Below are 18,406 nucleotides of genomic sequence, written 5' to 3' on the forward strand. Positions count from 1 at the left end.
GCGCGGGCCTACGGAATTTGTAGGCCGGGTAAGCGTCAGCGCCACCCGGCTCCTCAGGCCGCTCCGTTAATTCAACCCTTCCGCTTTCAGCGCCGCCGCCACCGCAGGACGCTCCGCCACGCGCGTCATATACGATGCGACATGGTCTAATCCTTCCATGTTCAACTTAACCGCGCGCGCCCAGCGCAGAACGGTAAACAGATAGGCATCGGCGATAGTGAAACGCGAGCCACAGATCCACTGGTCGTCTTTCAGCGCGTCGTTAACGTACTGCAACTTTTTCTCCAGCAGCGCGCGCACGGTAGGTTTGTACTCTTCTGGCGTGTCCGGGCGGAACAGGGGCGTAAAGCCTTTGTGCAGTTCGGTGGCAATATAGTTCAGCCACTCCAGCGTCTTATAACGCGCAATGCTGCCGGTGGGGGCAAGGAGCTGACGATCCGGTACGTTGTCCGCCAGGAATTGCATAATCGCCACCCCTTCGGTCAGCAGGGTGCCATCATCCAGCAGCAGGGCCGGAACCTGCCCTTTTGGGTTAATCGCAAAAAAGTCATCCCCGTTTTCCAGGCGCTTTTTCATCAGGTCAACGCCGTCCAGCGTGAAATCTTTACCGCTCTCGCGAAGCGTAATATGGGAAGCAAGAGAGCAGGCGCCCGGTTTATAGAACAGTTTCATCGGTAACTCCTTTTTGCTGAGGTTCCAGCTATGTTAGTGCGCGTTCGGATAAAAAAAAAGCCGCTAATCAATTAGCGGCTTCTGTTCAGTCGTTTCCCGATGACATTACGCGTTCGCGGTTTTAATCGCTTTAGCGGATTTGTCGTCGTCCTGCGTCATACGATTCAGTTTAGGTGCGGTCAGCAGCATCAGTACGGCAATCACGGCGGTCGCGATACCAATTTGCATGAACACGGTGCCGTAGACATTCAGGGAAACCAGCGGGTCGGTAACGTTGTCTGGTACCGCCATCAGGTTCGCAATCTTACCTGCGATGATGGCCGCGCCAGCGGTAGTCAGGAACCAGCTACCCATGATGAAGCCCATCAGACGCTGAGGGACCAGCTGCGCAACCATCGCCAGACCCAGACCGGAGATCATCAGTTCACCGATGGATTGCAGCGCATAGCTCAGGATCAGCCAGTTAACAGAAACGATACCCGCGTCGGTCGCGAATTTCGTCCCCAGCGGCAGCACCAGGAATGCGCCAGAGCACAGCACCATACCGATAGCGAACTTGTGCGGCATTGGCAGACGGTCGCCCATCTTGTTATAGATAGCGGCCAGAATCGGGCTACCAATCATGATCCAGAACGGGTTCAGTGCCTGATACTGCTCCGGCTCGAACGCGATACCGAGGATGGAGTGCTCAACGTTGCGGATAGCGAAGAAGTTCAGAGACGTTGGCATCTGGCTGTACAGAACGAAGAAGATGATCGCTTCCAGCATCAGAATGAACGCCACAATCATCTTACGACGTGCCGCACCCTGCATCGCGAAGGCTTCTTTCGCGAAGATAATCACGATACCCAGCGCAACCACGCCCAGTACGGCACGTGCAACGCCCTGGTTATGCAGCAGCCAGGTGGCGACAGCGGCCAGGATCACGATGCCGACGATGGTTGCCAGCAGTTTGCCCATGTGCACGGGTTCGAAGTCTGGTTTTGAACCATAGTCTTTAACCCAGCTACGGCAGAACAGGAAGTTCACAACGGTGATCAGCATACCCACGAAGCTCAGCGCAAACGCTACGCTCCAGCCGAATTTTGCGGCCAGCCATGGGGTTGCCAGCATAGAGAAGAAGGAGCCGATGTTGATGGACATGTAGTACATGGTAAATGCACCGTCCAGACGTGGGTCATCTTTGCTGTAGCAGGTAGAGAGCAGGGAAGATGGGTTCGCCTTGAAGAGGCCGTTACCTACCGCGATGGTAGCCATGCCCATGTAAACCACACCTGCATCGTGCCCGGACCAGGCAACCAGCCCATAGCCAATCGCCAGAACAACGGCGCCCAGCATAATGACTCGTTTAGTACCGAGGACTTTATCGCCTAACCAGCCGCCGATAGCGACGAGGCCATACACCAGGGCGCTGAAGGAAGAGAATAGCGTGATGGAATCGGCTTCAGACATACCCAGCTGTTTAACCAGGTAAACCGCCATGATCCCTTGCAGGCCGTAGTAGCCAAAACGTTCCCATAATTCGATAGAGAAAATGAGATAGAACGCTTTAGGCTGTTTGAAAGCGTTAAGACTTACGCTCTCATCTGTTGGTTTATTGTTTGCAGTAGACACATATACCTCTTTTTTTACATCCCATATTAACGGGGGTGTTCATAGCGTGATGACCGTAGTACATCCGCTTTATAGTTATATTGGGAGGGGAAACGGCGGGTAATGTTCACTATCCAGCCCCATCTGGCAATACGTTTGTAATAATCTGTTACATATAACTCTGGCGGTATAATCATCGGTTCACGCAAATGTTATGCAGCTTTAAATTTCATTGGTTGAAAATTAGTGGTTTTTTTGACTGTGATCGACCCTGTTTAATGGCTGTATGGCGATATGTTCTGCTATTTCGGGTGATTGGCAGTGATATAGCCCATGTTCTGAAAAATGACTGGTCTTATGTGCGGTGTTGAATAGACGAAATCTTGTCTGACAAAGGGGTTGGGCGGGTTTTAACAACAAAAATCCAACATCAGGTTATCAGAGTGATCGCGATCACAGATGTATAGAAATTTTTGGTGATGAAAAAACTATTAACCTGTTTGAGTGTTAAATGACCGAAGAATCGACAATGCGTAAAGGAGAAAGAGAGGGCAATTTATGGTCAATCGAGAAGATATCAGAGCCCTTGTTAATTCTAAGGGCTTGAACAGGTAAGAAGTAAGGTGGTTTACGCTCAGGGATAGACTTTTTCTTTGTATTCGCAGAGATCTTCGATAATGCAGGAACCGCAGCGTGGCTTACGGGCAATACAGGTATACCGTCCGTGCAGGATCAGCCAGTGGTGGCAGTCCACCTTAAATTCCGCAGGAACGACTTTTAACAGCTTCTCTTCAACCTCTTCCACGTTTTTACCCGGCGCGAAACGGGTGCGATTTGAGACGCGGAAGATATGGGTATCCACGGCGATGGTCGGCCAGCCAAACGCCGTGTTCAGCACCACATTTGCCGTTTTACGCCCGACGCCCGGCAACGCTTCCAGCGCGGCGCGATCTTCAGGGACTTCACCGCCGTGCTTCTCCAGCAGGATCCGGCAGGTCTTAATGACGTTTTCGGCCTTGCTGTTAAACAGGCCAATGGTCTTGATATAGGATTTCACACCTTCAACGCCCAGCTCCAGCATGGCCTGCGGCGTATTGGCGACAGGGTAGAGCAAGGCAGTGGCTTTATTGACGCTCACGTCCGTCGCCTGTGCAGAGAGCAGCACCGCGATCAACAGTTCAAACGGCGAGTTAAAGTTCAGCTCTGTCGTTGGATGAGGATTCTCATCGCACAGGCGCGTCAGGATCGCAATGCGTTTCTCTTTATTCATACTGCTTTCTCGGGGATCCCTTCCTGTACGCTGCGTTCAGCGGCGCGGCGTTTACGTTTTTCATCAATCAGGTATTTTAACGCCAGCATCATCCCAAGGCCAATGAAGGCGCCAGGAGGTAGCATGGCCAGCAGGAACGGAGTGTCCGTATGGAACACCTCAATACGCAGCGACTTCGCCCAGCCGCCAAGCAGCGCGTCCGCACCGTCGAAGAGCGTACCGTTGCCCAAAATTTCACGCAGAGAGCCGAGGACGAACATGGCGGCAGTCGCGCCCATGCCGATGGAAAACCCATCCAGCGCGGATATGGCCGGATTGTTTTTCACCGCGAAGGCTTCAGCGCGGCCTACGACAATACAGTTAGTCACGATAAGCGGAATGAAGATCCCGAGCGACTGGTACAGGCCAAATGCGTAGGCGTTAATCAGCATTTGCACGACGCTGACCACCGACGCAATGATCATGACATAAATCGGAATACGGATTTCTGACGGCGTCCAGCGGCGCAAAACAGAAATGGAAAAGTTAGTCAGGGTCAGCACCAGCGTGGTCGCCAGCCCCAGCCCGAGCGCGTTGGTGGCGGTAGACGTCACCGCCAGCAGCGGACATAGCCCAAGCAGCTGCACCAGCGCGGAGTTGTTCTTCCAGAGACCCTGGACGATAACCTCTTTAACCTGGCTCATGGTCACTCCTCACAGGTGGAAAGATGATTGATCTGCGCGGGCAGCGTTTCGGCATACAGCCCGGCGCGCTTTACGGCGTTGACCACCGCGCGCGGGGTAATCGTGGCGCCCGTGAACTGGTCAAATTCGCCGCCATCTTTTTTCACCGCGAAAGCAGGATCGTCCTCGCCATGAATCATCTTTCCGGCGAAGTGTAAGATCCAGTCGCTTAAGCGTGTTTCAATTTTGTCGCCAAGGCCCGGCGTTTCGTGATGTTCCGTCACGCGCGTACCCAGTACGGTGCCGGAAAAATCGCTGCCCACCAGCAGCTGAATCGCACCGGAGTAACCGTCCGGCGCGGTGGCTTCCATGACGGCGCCCACGGGGTTATCGCCCTTGCGGGCAATATAAACGCGATGGGGTCCTTTACCAAGCTGCGGAGCCTGCACGACAAAGCAGCTTTTTTGCAGGTCATTATCGTAGAGATCGGATGGGATCACCTGATCGAACAGCGCTTTTTGCTGCTTCATTGCCTGCTCTGCAATGGTGGTTTTCGTCAGTTCATTTACCAGCGCGGTCAGCCCGGTGAGGGCGGCGGCGAAGATCGCCAGCGTGACGCCGTGTTTTTGCATTGTCTTGAGCATGGCGCGACCCTTAGCGATGACCGTACACGCGTGGACGCGTGTAGTAGTCGATGAGCGGAACGGTGATGTTAGCCAGCAGCACGGCAAATGCCACGCCGTCCGGATAGCCGCCAAAGCTGCGAATAAGCCAGACCAGCAAGCCTGCCAGCGCGCCGAAAATCAGACGACCACGGTTGGTGGTAGAGGCGGTGACCGGATCGGTCAGAATAAAGAATGCCCCGAGCATGGTCGCGCCGGAGAGCAGATGGAGCTGCGGGCTGGCCAGTGACTCAGGTGAGATAACCCAGCCGAGCGTCGAGCAGACGGCCAGCGTCACCAGGAAGCTCACCGGAATATGCCAGCGGATCGCCTTCTGTTGCAGCAGGAACGCGCCACCCAACAGGTAGGCCAGATTGACCCACTGCCAGCCAGCACCTGCCAGTACGCCGCTGTAAATAGACGATTTCATCACCTGCTCCACGCTTTGTCCGGCACGCAGGGAGGTTTTGAAGGTATCGAGCGGAGTGGCCTGACTGATGCCGTCCACGCCCATGCGAAGCGCGTTCATATCTGCGCCCAGCGCGGTGTGGCCGGTAAAGATAACGTGCAGGGCATCCATAAAGCCGGGCACCGTGGCGGCGATCTCATGCGGCGGCAGCCAGCTGGTCATCTGTACCGGGAAGGAGATCAGCAGTACTACGTAGCCAATCATCGCCGGGTTAAACGGGTTATGGCCCAGCCCGCCGTACAGCTGTTTGGCGATGATCACCGCAAACACCGTTCCCAATATCACCATCCACCACGGGGCGAACGGGGGAATGCTGATGGCCAGCAACAGGCCGGTCAACAGGGCGGAGTTATCGCTCAGGATGCGAGTCACCTCCATTTTGCGCAGCTTCAGGATCGCGGCTTCCGCTGCGACGGCACTGGCGCAACCCAGAACTAACTGGAAAAGCGTACCCCAGCCGAAAAACCAACACTGTACGGCAATACCTGGCAGCGCGGCCAGGCACACCAGCATCATAATACGCGATGTCTGGCGCTGGTTATGGGTATAAGGGGAACTTGCAATTCTGAAAACCATTTAATCCTCGTTAACGGCTTGCTGCGCGGCTTTCTTTGCCTGAACGCGCGCAATCGCGGCGGCGACTGCGGCTTTGCGTGGATCGTCATTAGCGGCCGCAGGCAGTTCGTCCTGCTGTGCCGCTTTTCGTGCTTTGGCACGGGCGATGGCCGCTTCAACGGCGGCTTTACGCGGATCGACAGGGGCTTCACTCTCTTCGGCAGGTTGTAGCTGTGCCGCTTTACGTGCTTTGGCGCGGGCGATAGCGGCTTCAACGGCCGCCTTGCGCGGATCCGTCGCTTCCTGTTCAACCACCACTGTCTGCTGACCGGCTTTGCGGGCTTTTGCCCTGGCAATAGCCGCTTCCACCGCCGCTTTACGCGGGTCGATGTCGGCTTCCGGTTTGGCGTTTTGCGCTTTCTCCGCCTGACGCGCGCGTGCTTCGGCTTTCCGCGCTTCGCGGGCTGCAATCGCTTCGCTGTTGTCCGGTTTTTCTCCCGGAGCGATCACAACCGTCTGGGCGGCGGTGGCTTTCTTCTCGCGTACGCGGGCCAGGGCTGCGTTAATGGCATCCTGATCTTTCGCCGCAGGCTGCACGGCAGCCTGCTTATGGCGTTCCTGACGGGCTTGTTTCTCGCGCTCCAGTCGCGCCTGGCGCGCTTCAAAGCGGGCCTTCGCTTCAGCGGCACGTTTTTCTTCCATGGAGATGGCGTAGATTTCAGCTTTCTCCTGACGGAAATACTGCACCAGCGGAATATTGCTTGGGCAGACCCAGGCGCAGGCACCGCATTCAATACAGTCAGCCAGGTTATGCGCCTGGGCTTTATCGTGCAGCTGGCCTTTGCTGTACCAGTACAACTGCTGCGGCAGTAAATCTGCCGGGCATGCGTCCGCACAGGCGCTACAGCGTATGCAACCTTTCTCTTCCTGCGTTTCGCCCATCTCCGTCAGGGAAGGGGCAAGCAGGCAGTTGGTAATCTTCACCACCGGCACATCAAGCCACGGCAGGGTAAAGCCCATCAGCGGGCCGCCCATAATGACCAGTTGATCGCTACCCGGGCAGAAGCCAGCCTGTTCCAGCAGATGACGCACCGGCGTACCCAGACGCGCCCAGATGTTGCCGGGACGGGAGACGGACTCGCCGGTCAGTGTGACGACGCGCTCGGTCAATGGCTCGCCGTCAATCACCGCACGTTTCACCGCGTAGGCGGTCCCCACGTTTTGCATCAGCACGCCGATGTCGGACGAACGGCCTCCGTGGGGGACCTGTTTGCCGGTCAGGATCTGCGTCAGCTGTTTTGCCCCGCCGGACGGATATTTGGTCGGGATCACGCGCAGGGCGATATCATGGCTGTCCGCCAGAACCGCACGCAGCATCGAAATGGCCTGCGGTTTATTGTCCTCAATACCGATCAGCACTTCGCGGGGTTGCAGGATATGCGCAAGAATGCGAATACCTTCCACCACCTGCGCGGCACAGTCCTGCATCAGACGGTCATCGGCGGTGATGTACGGTTCGCACTCGGCGGCATTGATGATCAGCGTTTCGATTTTATCGCCGCCGCCGTGAAGCTTAGCGCCGGTCGGGAAGCCTGCGCCCCCCAGACCCGCCACGCCGAACTGATGAATGCGTTCAATCAGCGCTTCACGGCTGTGGGAACGGTAGTCGCTCCAGCCGTCACGCTCGATCCAGCGGTCTTCACCATCGGCTTCAATGATCACGCTCAGCTCAGACAACGCCGACGGATGGGCAACGGTATGGGGGGCAACAGCCACCACCTTACCGGAAGTCGGGGCATGTATCGGCAACATCCGTCCGCGACCAAAGGTCAGCGGCTGGCCGCGAAGAACGCTATCGCCTTCTTTCACGCACAATTCGCCTTCCGCGCCGATATGCTGTTTCAGGGGCATAACGTAACGGGTCGCCAGCGGGATCTGGCGCAGCGGCGTGCCGTTAGACTGCGATTTCATCTCAGGCGGATGAATGCCGCCGTCGAAATCCCAGATCTTCTCTTTTCTGAAGGCAGAAAATAACTTAAGCATGTTGTTCCACAGGAATATTGCGAACCGGAATGGTCTGAAGGTCCCACTTCCAGTTTTCGGTAGTCGTTTCAACCGGGCGCAGTTCTATACACTGCGTCGGGCAGGGCGCCACGCAGAGATTACAGCCGGTGCACAGATCCGCCACAACGGTATGCATCGCGCGCGTTGCGCCCACAATGGCGTCAACAGGACACGCCTGAATACATTTTGTGCAGCCAATGCAGTTGGCTTCGTCGATAACAGCAAGGGCACGAACAGGCTCCTGGGCCTGTTCATCGCCGTCGACAGGCTGGGGATCGACGTTCAGCAGGGCAGCTATTTTAAGCATGACCGCTTCGCCACCCGGCGCGCAGCGGTTGATCTTTTCTCCCTGCACGCCCACCGCCTCAGCGTAAGGGCGGCAGCCAGGGTAGCCGCACTGCCCGCACTGGCTCTGGGGTAAAAGTTCATCAATTTTTTCAACCACCGGATCGTCCTCCACCGCAAACCGGCGGGAGGCGTAACCCAGAATGATGCCAAAGACGAGTCCCAGCACGCTGATGGACGCGATGGCAATCCAGATAGCACTCATTACAACTTCACCAGACCACTAAAGCCCATAAAGGCCAGAGACATTAAACCTGCGGTCACCAGAGCGATGGCGTTACCGCGAAACGGCGCGGGAATATCCGCCGCGGCCAGACGCTCGCGAATCGAGGCGAACAGGACCATAACAAAAGAAAAACCGACCGCGGCGGAAAAACCATACAGCGCCGATTGCAGGAAATTATGCCCAAGGTTGATATTCAGTAGCGCCACGCCCAGCACCGCACAGTTAGTGGTGATGAGGGGCAGAAAAATACCCAACAGGCGATACAGGGCAGGGCTGGTTTTCCGCACCACCATTTCGGTAAATTGCACCACGACCGCAATGACCAGAATAAAGGCCAAAGTGCGCAGGTAGAGCATGTCGAGCGGGATTAGGATCCAGGTATCAATCAGCCATGCGCAAATGGAGGCCATCGTCATCACGAAGGTGGTTGCCAGCCCCATGCCCATTGCCGTCTCCAGCTTTTTGGAGACGCCCATAAACGGGCACAGGCCAAGGAACTTCACCAGTACGAAGTTATTCACCAGCACAGTTCCGACAAAGAGCAGTAAGTAATCGGTCATTATTTAGCCTGAAATAAAATAGCCGCCTATTATCGGATAAACGACAACAGGCCACAACAGGTTAACTGTAAGGTTATTACGGGTTGACAAAGGTCTTCTTAACGCGCGTCGAACGCTTGAAATAAGGGACCAGAAGCGCCGTCGCCAGTAGCGGAAACAGTAACTGGCGAACCGCCAGCGCGTCAGACACAGGCGAGAAAGCGAACGCTTTGACAGCCAGCAGCACGGAGACCAGCAGCCAGATAATGTAATGCTTTGGCACGCTTTTGCGGCGTTTGAAGAAGGCGATAGTCAGCCACAGCGTGTAGTACCACATCGCGATCGCGAAAACGAACGACACAAACCACGTCGCAATATTGAGCGCACTCTGGGACATCAGTGTCTGGATAGCATGAGGCGTAACCAGTGCGGTGGTGTAAAGCAACAGCGCCAGTGAAGCGCTTAATAATGCCACCAGCAGCCATGCCAGCGGGGCGATTAACCAGCCCCCAATTCTCTCTCCAGGCAATGCGGTCATACGCTCTCCCATAGTCTGCGCGAAATGTTATACAGAAATTTGCAGGGCGGAGAGTATATAACATTTCACGCCGAAGGCTACTTTCTTATACAACGTAACGCCATACGGATTTAGGCACTTCCCCCACATTGAACAGACGACCGCCAGAGACCAGTTCGGCGCGACGATGGTCAGCAGCGCGGTACATATTGATGATGTCCTGATTATCCGACAGCGTGTAGTTCAGATGGTCAAACAGTTTTTCCAGGCTTTCAAGGGAATTGATCTTGCGAAATTTTAATAAATAGTCCTGAACTGTCATATTAATAAGTTTCCATATAAAAGGGTAATACCCATAAAGGTAATGCGTTCGAATAATAAACGGATTAATAAAGACGTAAACTGTCCACTCGGGTAACGCGACGAAATTAGGAGTTTTCTTTGCGAAGAATCAGGCATCAGGAGATGCCTGAAAGAGAAGGGTAACCCCGTTCATTACGGCTGGCAATATGTTCCATGACGTAATGTGTCACGCTTTATGACGACACGGCTTACTTTTGTTGTGCGACAGTCACAGGCTCCGGCGGCTGGTAGTTATCGATATGGCTGGCAATGCCGAGCAACACGACTGAAACCCCAAGGACAATCCATCCCGCTAATTCAATGATTCGATTAATTATTGACGTCATAATTTGTGTTTGTAATTTATCCATAAATACAGATGACAAATGTTACAGCGCCCTTTTCTTCAGAGCAAGCGCTTTGGGAACGATTCCCCGGCCCCCTATGCGCACTTTAATGCGAGGTAACAAAAAACGCTGTCGTGAAATGCTATTTTAACTCACAGGGCACATTATTAATGTGTGCGTTAAGCACAAGGCCAGTGATAAATAAGCGCACAGCGAGGGGGCAAACGATGAGTGAAAACATCCGCGTCGGTCTTATTGGCTACGGGTACGCAAGCAAAACCTTTCATGCACCGCTGGTTGCCGGCACGCCGGGAATGGAACTGGCGGCCATCACAAGCAGCGATGAGACTAAGGTCCGCGCCGACTGGCCAGCCGTGCCGGTGGTAACGGAGCCTAAGCATCTGTTTAACGATCCTAATATTGACCTTATTGTCATTCCTACCCCTAACGACACTCATTTCCCCCTGGCGAAAGCGGCGCTGGAGGCAGGCAAACATGTTGTTGTCGATAAGCCCTTCACCGTGACGTTGTCACAGGCGCGCGAGCTGGATGCGCTGGCGCGAAGTCTTGGTCGGTTATTATCGGTCTTTCACAACCGGCGCTGGGACAGCGATTTCCTGACGGTCAAAGCGCTGCTCAACGAAGGCACGCTCGGCGAAATTGCCTTTTTTGAGTCGCACTTCGATCGTTATCGTCCGCAGGTGCGAGATCGCTGGCGCGAGCAGGCGGGACCGGGCAGCGGCATCTGGTATGACTTAGCGCCGCATCTTCTCGATCAGGCCGTTCATCTGTTTGGTCTGCCCGTAAGCATGACGGTCGATTTAGCGCAGCTCAGGCCGGGGGCGCAGACCACCGACTATTTCCATGCCATTTTGAGTTATCCGCAGCGGCGCATTGTGCTGCACGGGACAATGCTTGCGGCGGCGGAATCGGCCCGCTATATCATTCATGGGGCGCGCGGCAGCTATGTGAAGTTCGGCCTGGATCCGCAGGAAGAGCGCCTCAAAAATGGCGAACGCTTACCGCAGGAGGACTGGGGCTACGACATGCGCGACGGGGTGGTGACGCGTGCGGAGGGTGAGGCGCTGGTTGAAGAGACGGTATTGACCCTGCCGGGGAACTATCCGGCGTATTACGCCGCCATTCGTGACGCACTGAACGGTTCAGGTGAAAATCCGGTTCCCGCAAGCCAGGCAATCCAGATTATGGAGCTCATTGAGCTGGGGATCGAATCTGCCAAACATCGCGCAACGCTCTGTCTGGCATAAGTGCCAAACGCTTTTGTAGGCCGGGTAAGCGCAGCGCCACCCGGCAGTAAAGAGGACTACTGAGCAACTTTATCGCGCAGCGCCTGTTTCTCTTCAGGCGTCAGGAAGGCGATCTCCAGCCCGTTGATTTGCGCCTGACGGATCTGCTCGCGGCTCAGCCCGGCCTGCGGCGCGGCGATGTTGTATTCGTGAATAATATCCACGCCCTGAACCGCCGGATCGTCCGTGTTCAGTGAAGCCAGCACCCCGTGTTCAAGGAAGGTTTTCAGCGGGTGTTGCGCCAGCGATGCCACTGTACTGGTCTGAATATTGGAGGTCAGGCAGGATTCGATTCCAATACGTTGTTCGGCGAGGAAATCCATCAGCGCGCGATCTTCAATGGCTTTCACGCCGTGACCAATACGTTCCGCACCCAGTTCACGAATGGCCTGCCAGATGCTTTCCGGCCCCGCGGCTTCGCCTGCATGAACGGTAATATGCCATCCTGCATCACGTGCGCGGTTGAAATGAGACAGGAACAGGCTGCCCGGGAAGCCCAGCTCGTCACCGGCGAGGTCGATGGCGGTGATCTGGTCGCGATGCGCCAGTAATGCTTCCAGCTCCTGAAGACAGGCCGCTTCACCGAAGGTACGGCTCATAATGCCGATCAAACGCGCCTGAACGTCAAAGGTTTTGCAGCCTTCACGCACGCCTTCAATGACCGCTTCAACCACGCCCGCTACGGGGAGATTGTGGGTCATCGCCATATAGCCCGGGGAGAAACGCAGTTCGACATAGTGCAGGCCGTTGCGCGCGGCATCTTCGATGTTTTCAAAGGCGACACGGCGACAGGCATCGACCGAGGCCAGCATCTTCACGCCCCAATCGAGCTTGCTCAGAAAGCTCACCAGATCCGGTTCGTTCGACGTGACCTGAACATGGGGGATCAGGGTTTCAAGCGTTTCGGCAGGGAGGGTTAAATTGAACTGGCGACCAAGATCGAGAATGGTTTGGGCACGAATGTTTCCGTCGAGGTGGCGGTGAATATCAGTTAAAGGCAGGCGTGTATCAATCATGGTCGCACTCTTTGCTGGTTAAAGTGCGCCATATTATAAAAACAAAACGGGGTAAAAAGCTATTTGCGCAAGGGAATATTCCGTTGCGCAAATAATTTACAGCAGCGTGTTGATGCCCGCGATGAGGCGCTGAACGCCCTGTTCAAGCTTACTACGGGGGCAACCCGCGTTCAGACGAACGTAGCCTTTCCCTTCGGCTCCATAGGTATATCCCGGCATGATGGCCACTTTTTGCTGTTCAATCAGCACGTTTTGCAGCGTCTTGTCATCAATGCCAAGCGGGCTGAGATCGACCCAGGCCAGATAGGTTGCCTCGGGCGGTTGCCAGTTGAGTGTCGGAAAAGCACTGTTTAATTCGCGAGCAACATACCGCAGATTCTCTTCGAGATAGGTCCGCAGCGCGTCCAGCCAGGGTTCGCCCTGTCGGTAAGCAGCAATATGCGCGGTCAGCGCCAGCACGGAAGGGGAAGAGAGTCCGTCCCTACCTTTTAATGCATTCAGATAGGCGTTACGGCTGGCGTCATCGGCGATAAGCCCCCAGGCGCCCGTCAGCGCCGGAATGTTGAAGCTTTTGGAACCCGAGGTCAGCAGCGCCCATTTGCCACTCGCCACCTCATTCCAGGGCGTATGGCGATGCGTTCCCCATACCATATCCATATGAATTTCGTCGCTGATTACCGCCACATCGTATCGTCTGCAAAGCGCCGCCATTGTGGCCAGCTCGTCCCGCGTCCAGACTTTGCCGGTCGGGTTTTGCGGGCTACACAGCAGCAGAATCGTGTTTTCCGGTTTTGCCAGCGCCGCTTCCAGCGCGGCCATATTGCCGTCCCAGCCGTGCGCTGTTTTCTGCATCGGCACGGAAACAACGTTACGCTGGTTGCCGTCGACCGCTTTGTAAAACGCATCATAAGCCGGGGTATGGATCACCACGCCGTCGCCAGGCGAGGACCAGATGCGGATCAGCTCCGAGACCATATAAATGACCGACGGCCCATACACCACGGTTTCGGTATCAATCTGACTGTTAAAGCGTTGCCGGAACCAGTGCGCCACGGCGGCCAGAAATTCGTCATTTTTCCAGCGACTGTAACCAAACACCCCGTGGTTTATTCGCTGGTGCAGCGCATCGGTAATGCAGGGGGCGGTGGCGAAATCCATATCAGAGATGGTGAAGGGCAGCAGGTCGGCAGCGCCAAAACGGTCAGCGACATAATCCCACTGGGTACACCAGGTGCCGTGTCGATCCACGACGGTTGAAAAATCAAACATGACGGTGCTCCGTAAAGTAAAACCCCCTCATGACGAGGGGGGGCGAGGCATCAGGCTTCGACGGTTCGCATCAGGGTTGCCAGCTCATCCTTCACTGACTGTACCTGCGGGCCAATGACGACCTGCAAATTGTGCTGATTTAACTGTACTACGCCAATAGCCCGGTTAGCTTTAAGTGCGTTGGTATCCACTTTGGACATGTCCGCCACCGACAAACGCAGGCGGGTGATGCAGTTATCCAGAGAGGTAATATTATCCGCACCGCCCAGCGCCGCCAGAATAGCCGGCGTGTTATATCCGGATTTCCCAACGGTACCGGCCACCGCCTGTTCAACGCTGGTGGCCGTATCGGTATCGCGGCCAGGCGTTTTCAGGTTGAAGCGGGTGATGGCGAAGCGGAAGATCCCGTAGTAAACCGCGAACCAGATGGCGGCCACAACCGGCACCAGATACCACTTGGTGGACAGGCCGTGCAGGATACCGAATACCACGAAGTCAATCACGTTACCGTCGGTGTTACCGATGGTCACACCGAGCACAGCCATCACGGTAAAGCCCAGGCCCGTCAGTACGGCGTGGATGAGGTACAGTACCGGTGCCACGAACAGGAACAGGAACTCGATAGGTTCTGTCGTACCGCCCACCACGCAGGCAATAACGCCGGAGATCAGCAGGCCTTTAATTTTATGACGATTTTCCGGACGGGCACAGTGGTACATCGCCAGCGCAGCACCCGGCAGGCCGCCGAGGAAGGCAGGCATTTTACCCTGAGAAAGGAAACGCGTCGCACTTTCAGAGAAGCCGTGAGTGGTCGGGCAGCTCAGCTGGGCCTGGAAGATGGTCAGCGCGCCGCTAACGGAATGACCGCAAACGTCCATGGTGCCGCCTGCTTCCGTAAAGCGGATCAGGGCAACCAGGATGTGCTGTAAACCAAACGGTAGCAGCAGACGTTCACCCGTACCGAAAATCATCGGGCCGAAATCACCCGCGCCGTTGATAATGCGGCCAATCCCGGTGATCCCCATGGCAAAAATCGGCCAAATCAGAGGGATGATCAGACCAAACAGACCCATCACAACCAGCGTAATGATTGGCACAAAGCGGGTCCCGCCGAAGAAGGCCAGCGCATCGGGCAGGCGGATGTTGTGGAAGCGCTCGTGCAGCATCCAGATAATCACCCCCGCGATCACGGCTCCAAGGATCCCGGTATCGATGGACTGAATACCAATCACGCTCTGAATGTTATTGGCTTTCAGTACCGCCGCGTCGGTCGTCGGCAGGATCCCTTTGGCGGTCAGCCAGAAGTTAACCGCAAGGTTCATGACCGCATAGCCAACGAAGCCCGCAAACGCCGCCACGCCTTTGTTTTCGCGCGCCAGACCCAGAGGAATGGCGATACAGAACATTACCGGCAGGAAGCTAAAGGCAAACGACCCGACCTTGCTCATCCAGATGAAGATCGCCTGAAGTACCGGATTTCCCAGGAAAGGGATCAGAGTAATGACGTCATGACTGCTTAACGAGCTGCCGATCCCCAGCATAATCCCGCAAAAAGAGAGAAGCGCCACGGGCAGCATAAAGGTTTTACCCAGTTGCTGGAAAAACTCCCACAGCGATATTTTTTGTGCTGCTTTCGTCGTCATAAAACGACTCCTTAAATGGTAGAAAGAGATTTAACGACCTCGATGGGGCGAGAAGATAAAACGTTTTATCAAACTTTAGTGCGCGCTAAATCACATTCTCAGGCTTTTACTGGTAGTATAAAGATAACGTATTGATAAAACGTTTTAGCGATCTCATTATCAAGGAGTCACGCCACCACATGGCTGTAGCGAAAAAGATCACCATCAACGATGTCGCGCTGGCGGCGGGGGTTTCCGTCAGCACCGTTTCGCTGGTATTAAGCGGGAAGGGGCGCATCTCTCCTGCAACGGGTCAGCGCGTCAACGAGGCCGTTGAGCAGTTGGGCTTTGTGCGTAATCGCCAGGCGTCGGCGCTGCGCGGTGGGCAAAGCGGGGTGATAGGGCTGATCGTTCGCGATCTCGCGTCGCCGTTTTATGCAGAACTGACCGCCGGGCTGACCGAGGCGCTTGAAGCGCAGGGGCGAATGGTTTTCCTGCTCCACGGTGGGCGCGAACCGGAGCAACTGCTCTCCAGGCTGGATTTGCTGCTGACGCAAGGGGTGGATGGGGTGATCGTGGCCGGCGCGTCCGGCGTGGGCAGTGCATTGTGTGAGCGCGCGGCGCAGAAAGGCGTACCGCTGGTGTTTGCGTCGCGCGCCAGCTATCTCGACGAAGCCGATACCCTTCGGCCAGATAACATGCAGGCCGCGCAAATGCTGACCGAGCATCTTATTCATCGCGGCCATCAGCGCATCGCCTGGCTCGGCGGTAAAAGCTCGTCCCTGACGCGTGCCGAGCGGGTGGGCGGTTACTGCTCCACGCTCATCAAATATGGCCTGCCGTTTCACAGCGAATGGGTGGTGGAGTGTGAATCCAGACAGAAAAAAGCCGCGGAAGCCATCGGCACGCTGCTTCGCAACAGCCCGACGATCAGCGCGGTGATTTGCTATAACGACGTTATTGCGATGGGGGCGTGGTTCGGTTTGATCCGCGCCGGACGCCAGAGCGGTGAGGGCGGGGTAGAAACGTTCTTCGGCCATCAGGTGGCGCTGGGGGCGTTTGCAGATGTCGGTGAAAATGCGTTAGACGATCTCCCCATCGTCTGGGCGACGACGCCGGCTCGTGAAATGGGGTACACCCTGGCAGAACGAATTATGCAGCGCATTGAAAATACGGACGTGCAGGCCGGGCATCAGATTGTGGCTGCGCGCTTAGTGACGGTGAAGTAAACGCTTTGCTTGCACGGGCCTACAACGGCTCAGGATCGGAGGCCGGGTAAGCGTCAGCGCCACCCGGCAATAAAAAACCCCTCATGCGAGGGGTTTTTCGTTTACTGCTGCGGTACTGCCGGCGGCGCAGCCGGTTCGGCCGGTTCAGGCATGCCCAGCGTCGGCATACCAAACATACCGACAAACTCTTCCAGCGGCATTTTGTCGCCGTTGAGCGTCACCTGGCCATTAGCATATTGCAGGCTGGTGGAAATGGTGTTGTCTTCCACCTTCGTGATGCGGAACATCTGGCCCATCGCCGCCAGGCCTTTCACCTGTTGGTTTGCCAGTTTACCTGCATCTTCTTCACCATACCCTTCGAGTTTCGCAATCTGCGTCATGAACTCGGTTGCCATATCCATCGGGATGGTCAGCTTGCTGTCGAGCGATTTCACGCTGCGGTCAACTTCCTGCGCCAGGGTCTGCGGCTCGCCGGTCGTGGCTGCCGGATCCTTCAGGAACAGCGACAGGTTGAAGTTGGTTTCGCCTTTGCCGTTTTTCCAGCTCAGGGGCGCAACGGTAATCACCGGCTCGCCCTTCAGCAGGATCGGCAGGTTATTAAACAGCACCGTCATCGCCTGCTGCTGGTAAGCCTGTGGGTTCTGTTGCAGGGCGGCATCGGTCAGCAGAGCCTGGCTCTCTTTACTGTATTTCTGACTGAATTCGTGCCACGCCTGGCCGTCAATGTTGCCGATTTTCAGGGACAACTTACCGGTACCCAGATCCTGATTCTGTACTTTCAGGCTTTTCAAGCTGTAATCCAGCTGGGTGTTGATGCTTTTACCGTCTTTGGACACGTCAGACTTACCGTCCAGATCCATGCCTTCAAGCACCGCCATCTCTTTGCCTTCGATCGCAATGGCGATCTTATCGAGGCTCAGTTTCTGGTCGCCGATACGCTCATCAAAATCAGTCATACGGCTATTGCCGCTGGCTTTCAGGTTGTTGAAGGTAAGCTGCACCTTCTGGTTATATTCATTGACTGAATTCACCAGGCCGCTGGCGGCATCGCCGGTCAGGGAGACATTCTTGCCGTCGCGATCGGCATCAAGCTGGAAATTACCGCCGCTGAAGGCGACTTTATCAGTGCCTTGTTCGTAATTCAGGGCTTTCAGGTCGATGTCGGAATGCGTATCACCGGCATAGCTGATGCGGGTATTGATCTCAAACGGCGACTCATTTTTCGCCATATCGAAAATCGGCTTCGTCACCTCGTTATTCACCAGTACGGTTCTGGCGGATGCCATAGAGGGGATCAGGTTAAACTTTTTCAACTGCGCCAGCGGGAACGGACCGTGGCTGACCACTTCATCCAGCACCACGCTCTGGCCCGGTTTCAGCCAGGCGTTCTGATTACCCGCAACCGGCTTCACCACCACCTGCATATGGCTGGTAAACACGCCACGCTGGTAGTTCTGATAGCTCAGCTCCAGACCTGCTTCAGGCGCGCTGCGCTTAATCTCGCTGTTTGCCTGCGTCATCATCTCTGCCAGACGGCTTTCCAGCTGTTTCCCGGTATACCAGGAAGCACCCGTCCAGATCACGCCTAAAGCAACAATCACTCCTACCGCTACGACCGATTTTTTCATTGCGATTATCCCTAAAATGAAACCAGGCGGTTAAAACCGCCTGGTGTTACAACGCCTGTTACTAGCTTAGCA

18 protein-coding genes are annotated in these 18,406 nt (G+C 55.6%); 2 read left to right on the forward strand and 16 right to left on the reverse strand.

The window, feature by feature from the left end; translation table 11 throughout:
* Positions 1-66: 66 nt before the first annotated feature.
* From gstA to blr, 12 genes are all read right to left on the reverse strand, one after another.
* A complete protein-coding gene (gene gstA, locus ACOTXD_RS12530) occupies positions 67-672 on the reverse strand; it encodes a glutathione transferase GstA (protein WP_003857598.1) in 606 nt (201 codons plus the stop codon).
* Between the two features lie 105 nt (positions 673-777).
* Entirely contained in the window at positions 778-2,286 is a 1,509-nt protein-coding gene (gene dtpA, locus ACOTXD_RS12535; RefSeq protein WP_003857596.1) for a dipeptide/tripeptide permease DtpA, read from the reverse strand.
* Positions 2,287-2,899: 613 nt separating this feature from the next.
* Positions 2,900-3,535: an endonuclease III gene (nth, locus tag ACOTXD_RS12540; protein WP_421766421.1), complete on the reverse strand. Its 636-nt coding sequence runs from the start codon at positions 3,533-3,535 to the stop codon at positions 2,900-2,902.
* Positions 3,532-4,218: an electron transport complex subunit E gene (locus ACOTXD_RS12545; RefSeq protein ID WP_003857592.1), complete on the reverse strand. Its 687-nt coding sequence runs from the start codon at positions 4,216-4,218 to the stop codon at positions 3,532-3,534. The genes nth and ACOTXD_RS12545 overlap by 4 nt, the downstream gene beginning before the upstream one ends.
* A 2-nt stretch (positions 4,219-4,220) precedes the next feature.
* The gene (gene rsxG / locus ACOTXD_RS12550; protein ID WP_003857590.1) at positions 4,221-4,841 is read right to left on the reverse strand and encodes an electron transport complex subunit RsxG; all 621 of its coding nucleotides are present in this window, start codon (positions 4,839-4,841) and stop codon (positions 4,221-4,223) included.
* A gap of 10 nt (positions 4,842-4,851) precedes the next feature.
* A complete protein-coding gene (gene rsxD, locus ACOTXD_RS12555) occupies positions 4,852-5,904 on the reverse strand; it encodes an electron transport complex subunit RsxD (protein WP_182384544.1) in 1,053 nt (350 codons plus the stop codon).
* Entirely contained in the window at positions 5,905-7,926 is a 2,022-nt protein-coding gene (gene rsxC, locus ACOTXD_RS12560; RefSeq protein WP_003857585.1) for an electron transport complex subunit RsxC, read from the reverse strand.
* Entirely contained in the window at positions 7,919-8,497 is a 579-nt protein-coding gene (gene rsxB / locus ACOTXD_RS12565) for an electron transport complex subunit RsxB (protein WP_003857583.1), read from the reverse strand. The genes rsxC and rsxB overlap by 8 nt, the downstream gene beginning before the upstream one ends.
* Positions 8,497-9,078, reverse strand: coding sequence for an electron transport complex subunit RsxA (gene rsxA, locus ACOTXD_RS12570; protein WP_003857582.1), 582 nt, complete (start codon positions 9,076-9,078; stop codon positions 8,497-8,499). The genes rsxB and rsxA overlap by 1 nt, the downstream gene beginning before the upstream one ends.
* A 76-nt stretch (positions 9,079-9,154) precedes the next feature.
* On the reverse strand, positions 9,155-9,595 hold the full coding sequence (locus tag ACOTXD_RS12575; RefSeq protein WP_015570663.1) for a DUF2569 domain-containing protein: 441 nt from the start codon (positions 9,593-9,595) through the stop codon (positions 9,155-9,157).
* A gap of 85 nt (positions 9,596-9,680) precedes the next feature.
* Positions 9,681-9,896 carry a transcription modulator YdgT gene (ydgT, locus tag ACOTXD_RS12580; RefSeq protein WP_000217941.1) on the reverse strand — a complete coding sequence of 72 codons (216 nt, stop codon included), beginning with the start codon at positions 9,894-9,896 and terminating at the stop codon, positions 9,681-9,683.
* A gap of 229 nt (positions 9,897-10,125) precedes the next feature.
* Complete coding sequence (gene blr / locus ACOTXD_RS12585) at positions 10,126-10,251, reverse strand: division septum protein Blr (protein WP_151884424.1); 126 nt, start codon at positions 10,249-10,251, stop codon at positions 10,126-10,128.
* Between the two features lie 239 nt (positions 10,252-10,490).
* On the opposite strand from blr, the gene ACOTXD_RS12590 reads away from it, so the two are divergent.
* Positions 10,491-11,531 carry an oxidoreductase gene (locus ACOTXD_RS12590; RefSeq protein WP_003857576.1) on the forward strand — a complete coding sequence of 347 codons (1,041 nt, stop codon included), beginning with the start codon at positions 10,491-10,493 and terminating at the stop codon, positions 11,529-11,531.
* A 56-nt stretch (positions 11,532-11,587) separates the two neighbouring features.
* Here ACOTXD_RS12590 and add read toward each other — a convergent pair whose 3' ends face one another.
* The 3 genes from add to malX all read right to left on the reverse strand — a co-directional run bounded on the left by add (position 11,588) and on the right by malX (position 15,498).
* Positions 11,588-12,586, reverse strand: a complete 999-nt coding sequence (add, locus tag ACOTXD_RS12595) for an adenosine deaminase (protein ID WP_015570661.1) — start codon at positions 12,584-12,586, stop codon at positions 11,588-11,590.
* A gap of 96 nt (positions 12,587-12,682) precedes the next feature.
* Positions 12,683-13,855: a MalY/PatB family protein gene (locus ACOTXD_RS12600; RefSeq protein ID WP_126501168.1), complete on the reverse strand. Its 1,173-nt coding sequence runs from the start codon at positions 13,853-13,855 to the stop codon at positions 12,683-12,685.
* 50 nt (positions 13,856-13,905) lie between these two features.
* Positions 13,906-15,498, reverse strand: coding sequence for a maltose/glucose-specific PTS transporter subunit IIBC (gene malX, locus ACOTXD_RS12605; protein ID WP_023324552.1), 1,593 nt, complete (start codon positions 15,496-15,498; stop codon positions 13,906-13,908).
* A 179-nt stretch (positions 15,499-15,677) separates the two neighbouring features.
* Here malX and ACOTXD_RS12610 point away from each other — a divergent pair, with 179 nt between their 5' ends.
* Positions 15,678-16,706, forward strand: a complete 1,029-nt coding sequence (locus ACOTXD_RS12610) for a Mal regulon transcriptional regulator MalI (RefSeq protein ID WP_061856158.1) — start codon at positions 15,678-15,680, stop codon at positions 16,704-16,706.
* 101 nt (positions 16,707-16,807) lie between these two features.
* On the opposite strand, the gene ACOTXD_RS12615 is transcribed toward ACOTXD_RS12610, so the two are convergent.
* Complete coding sequence (locus ACOTXD_RS12615) at positions 16,808-18,334, reverse strand: YdgA family protein (RefSeq protein ID WP_023324553.1); 1,527 nt, start codon at positions 18,332-18,334, stop codon at positions 16,808-16,810.
* Positions 18,335-18,406: the final 72 nt, after the last annotated feature.

It is taken from the genome of Enterobacter cloacae complex sp. CDL013 (genome assembly GCF_049238805.1).
GTDB lineage: Bacteria > Pseudomonadota > Gammaproteobacteria > Enterobacterales > Enterobacteriaceae > Enterobacter > Enterobacter hormaechei_C.

Bases quoted from the DNA above. Each gene is read 5' to 3' on its own strand.
- gstA (WP_003857598.1), bottom strand. From the start codon at position 672: ATGAAACTGTTCTATAAACCGGGCGCCTGCTCTCTTGCTTCCCATATT.
- nth (WP_421766421.1), bottom strand. From the start codon at position 3,535: ATGAATAAAGAGAAACGCATTGCGATCCTGACGCGCCTGTGCGATGAG.
- ACOTXD_RS12545 (WP_003857592.1), bottom strand. From the start codon at position 4,218: ATGAGCCAGGTTAAAGAGGTTATCGTCCAGGGTCTCTGGAAGAACAAC.
- rsxG (WP_003857590.1), bottom strand. From the start codon at position 4,841: ATGCTCAAGACAATGCAAAAACACGGCGTCACGCTGGCGATCTTCGCC.
- rsxD (WP_182384544.1), bottom strand. From the start codon at position 5,904: ATGGTTTTCAGAATTGCAAGTTCCCCTTATACCCATAACCAGCGCCAG.
- rsxC (WP_003857585.1), bottom strand. From the start codon at position 7,926: ATGCTTAAGTTATTTTCTGCCTTCAGAAAAGAGAAGATCTGGGATTTC.
- rsxB (WP_003857583.1), bottom strand. From the start codon at position 8,497: ATGAGTGCTATCTGGATTGCCATCGCGTCCATCAGCGTGCTGGGACTC.
- rsxA (WP_003857582.1), bottom strand. From the start codon at position 9,078: ATGACCGATTACTTACTGCTCTTTGTCGGAACTGTGCTGGTGAATAAC.
- ACOTXD_RS12575 (WP_015570663.1), bottom strand. From the start codon at position 9,595: ATGACCGCATTGCCTGGAGAGAGAATTGGGGGCTGGTTAATCGCCCCG.
- ydgT (WP_000217941.1), bottom strand. From the start codon at position 9,896: ATGACAGTTCAGGACTATTTATTAAAATTTCGCAAGATCAATTCCCTT.
- ACOTXD_RS12590 (WP_003857576.1), top strand. From the start codon at position 10,491: ATGAGTGAAAACATCCGCGTCGGTCTTATTGGCTACGGGTACGCAAGC.
- add (WP_015570661.1), bottom strand. From the start codon at position 12,586: ATGATTGATACACGCCTGCCTTTAACTGATATTCACCGCCACCTCGAC.
- ACOTXD_RS12600 (WP_126501168.1), bottom strand. From the start codon at position 13,855: ATGTTTGATTTTTCAACCGTCGTGGATCGACACGGCACCTGGTGTACC.
- malX (WP_023324552.1), bottom strand. From the start codon at position 15,498: ATGACGACGAAAGCAGCACAAAAAATATCGCTGTGGGAGTTTTTCCAG.
- ACOTXD_RS12610 (WP_061856158.1), top strand. From the start codon at position 15,678: ATGGCTGTAGCGAAAAAGATCACCATCAACGATGTCGCGCTGGCGGCG.
- ACOTXD_RS12615 (WP_023324553.1), bottom strand. From the start codon at position 18,334: ATGAAAAAATCGGTCGTAGCGGTAGGAGTGATTGTTGCTTTAGGCGTG.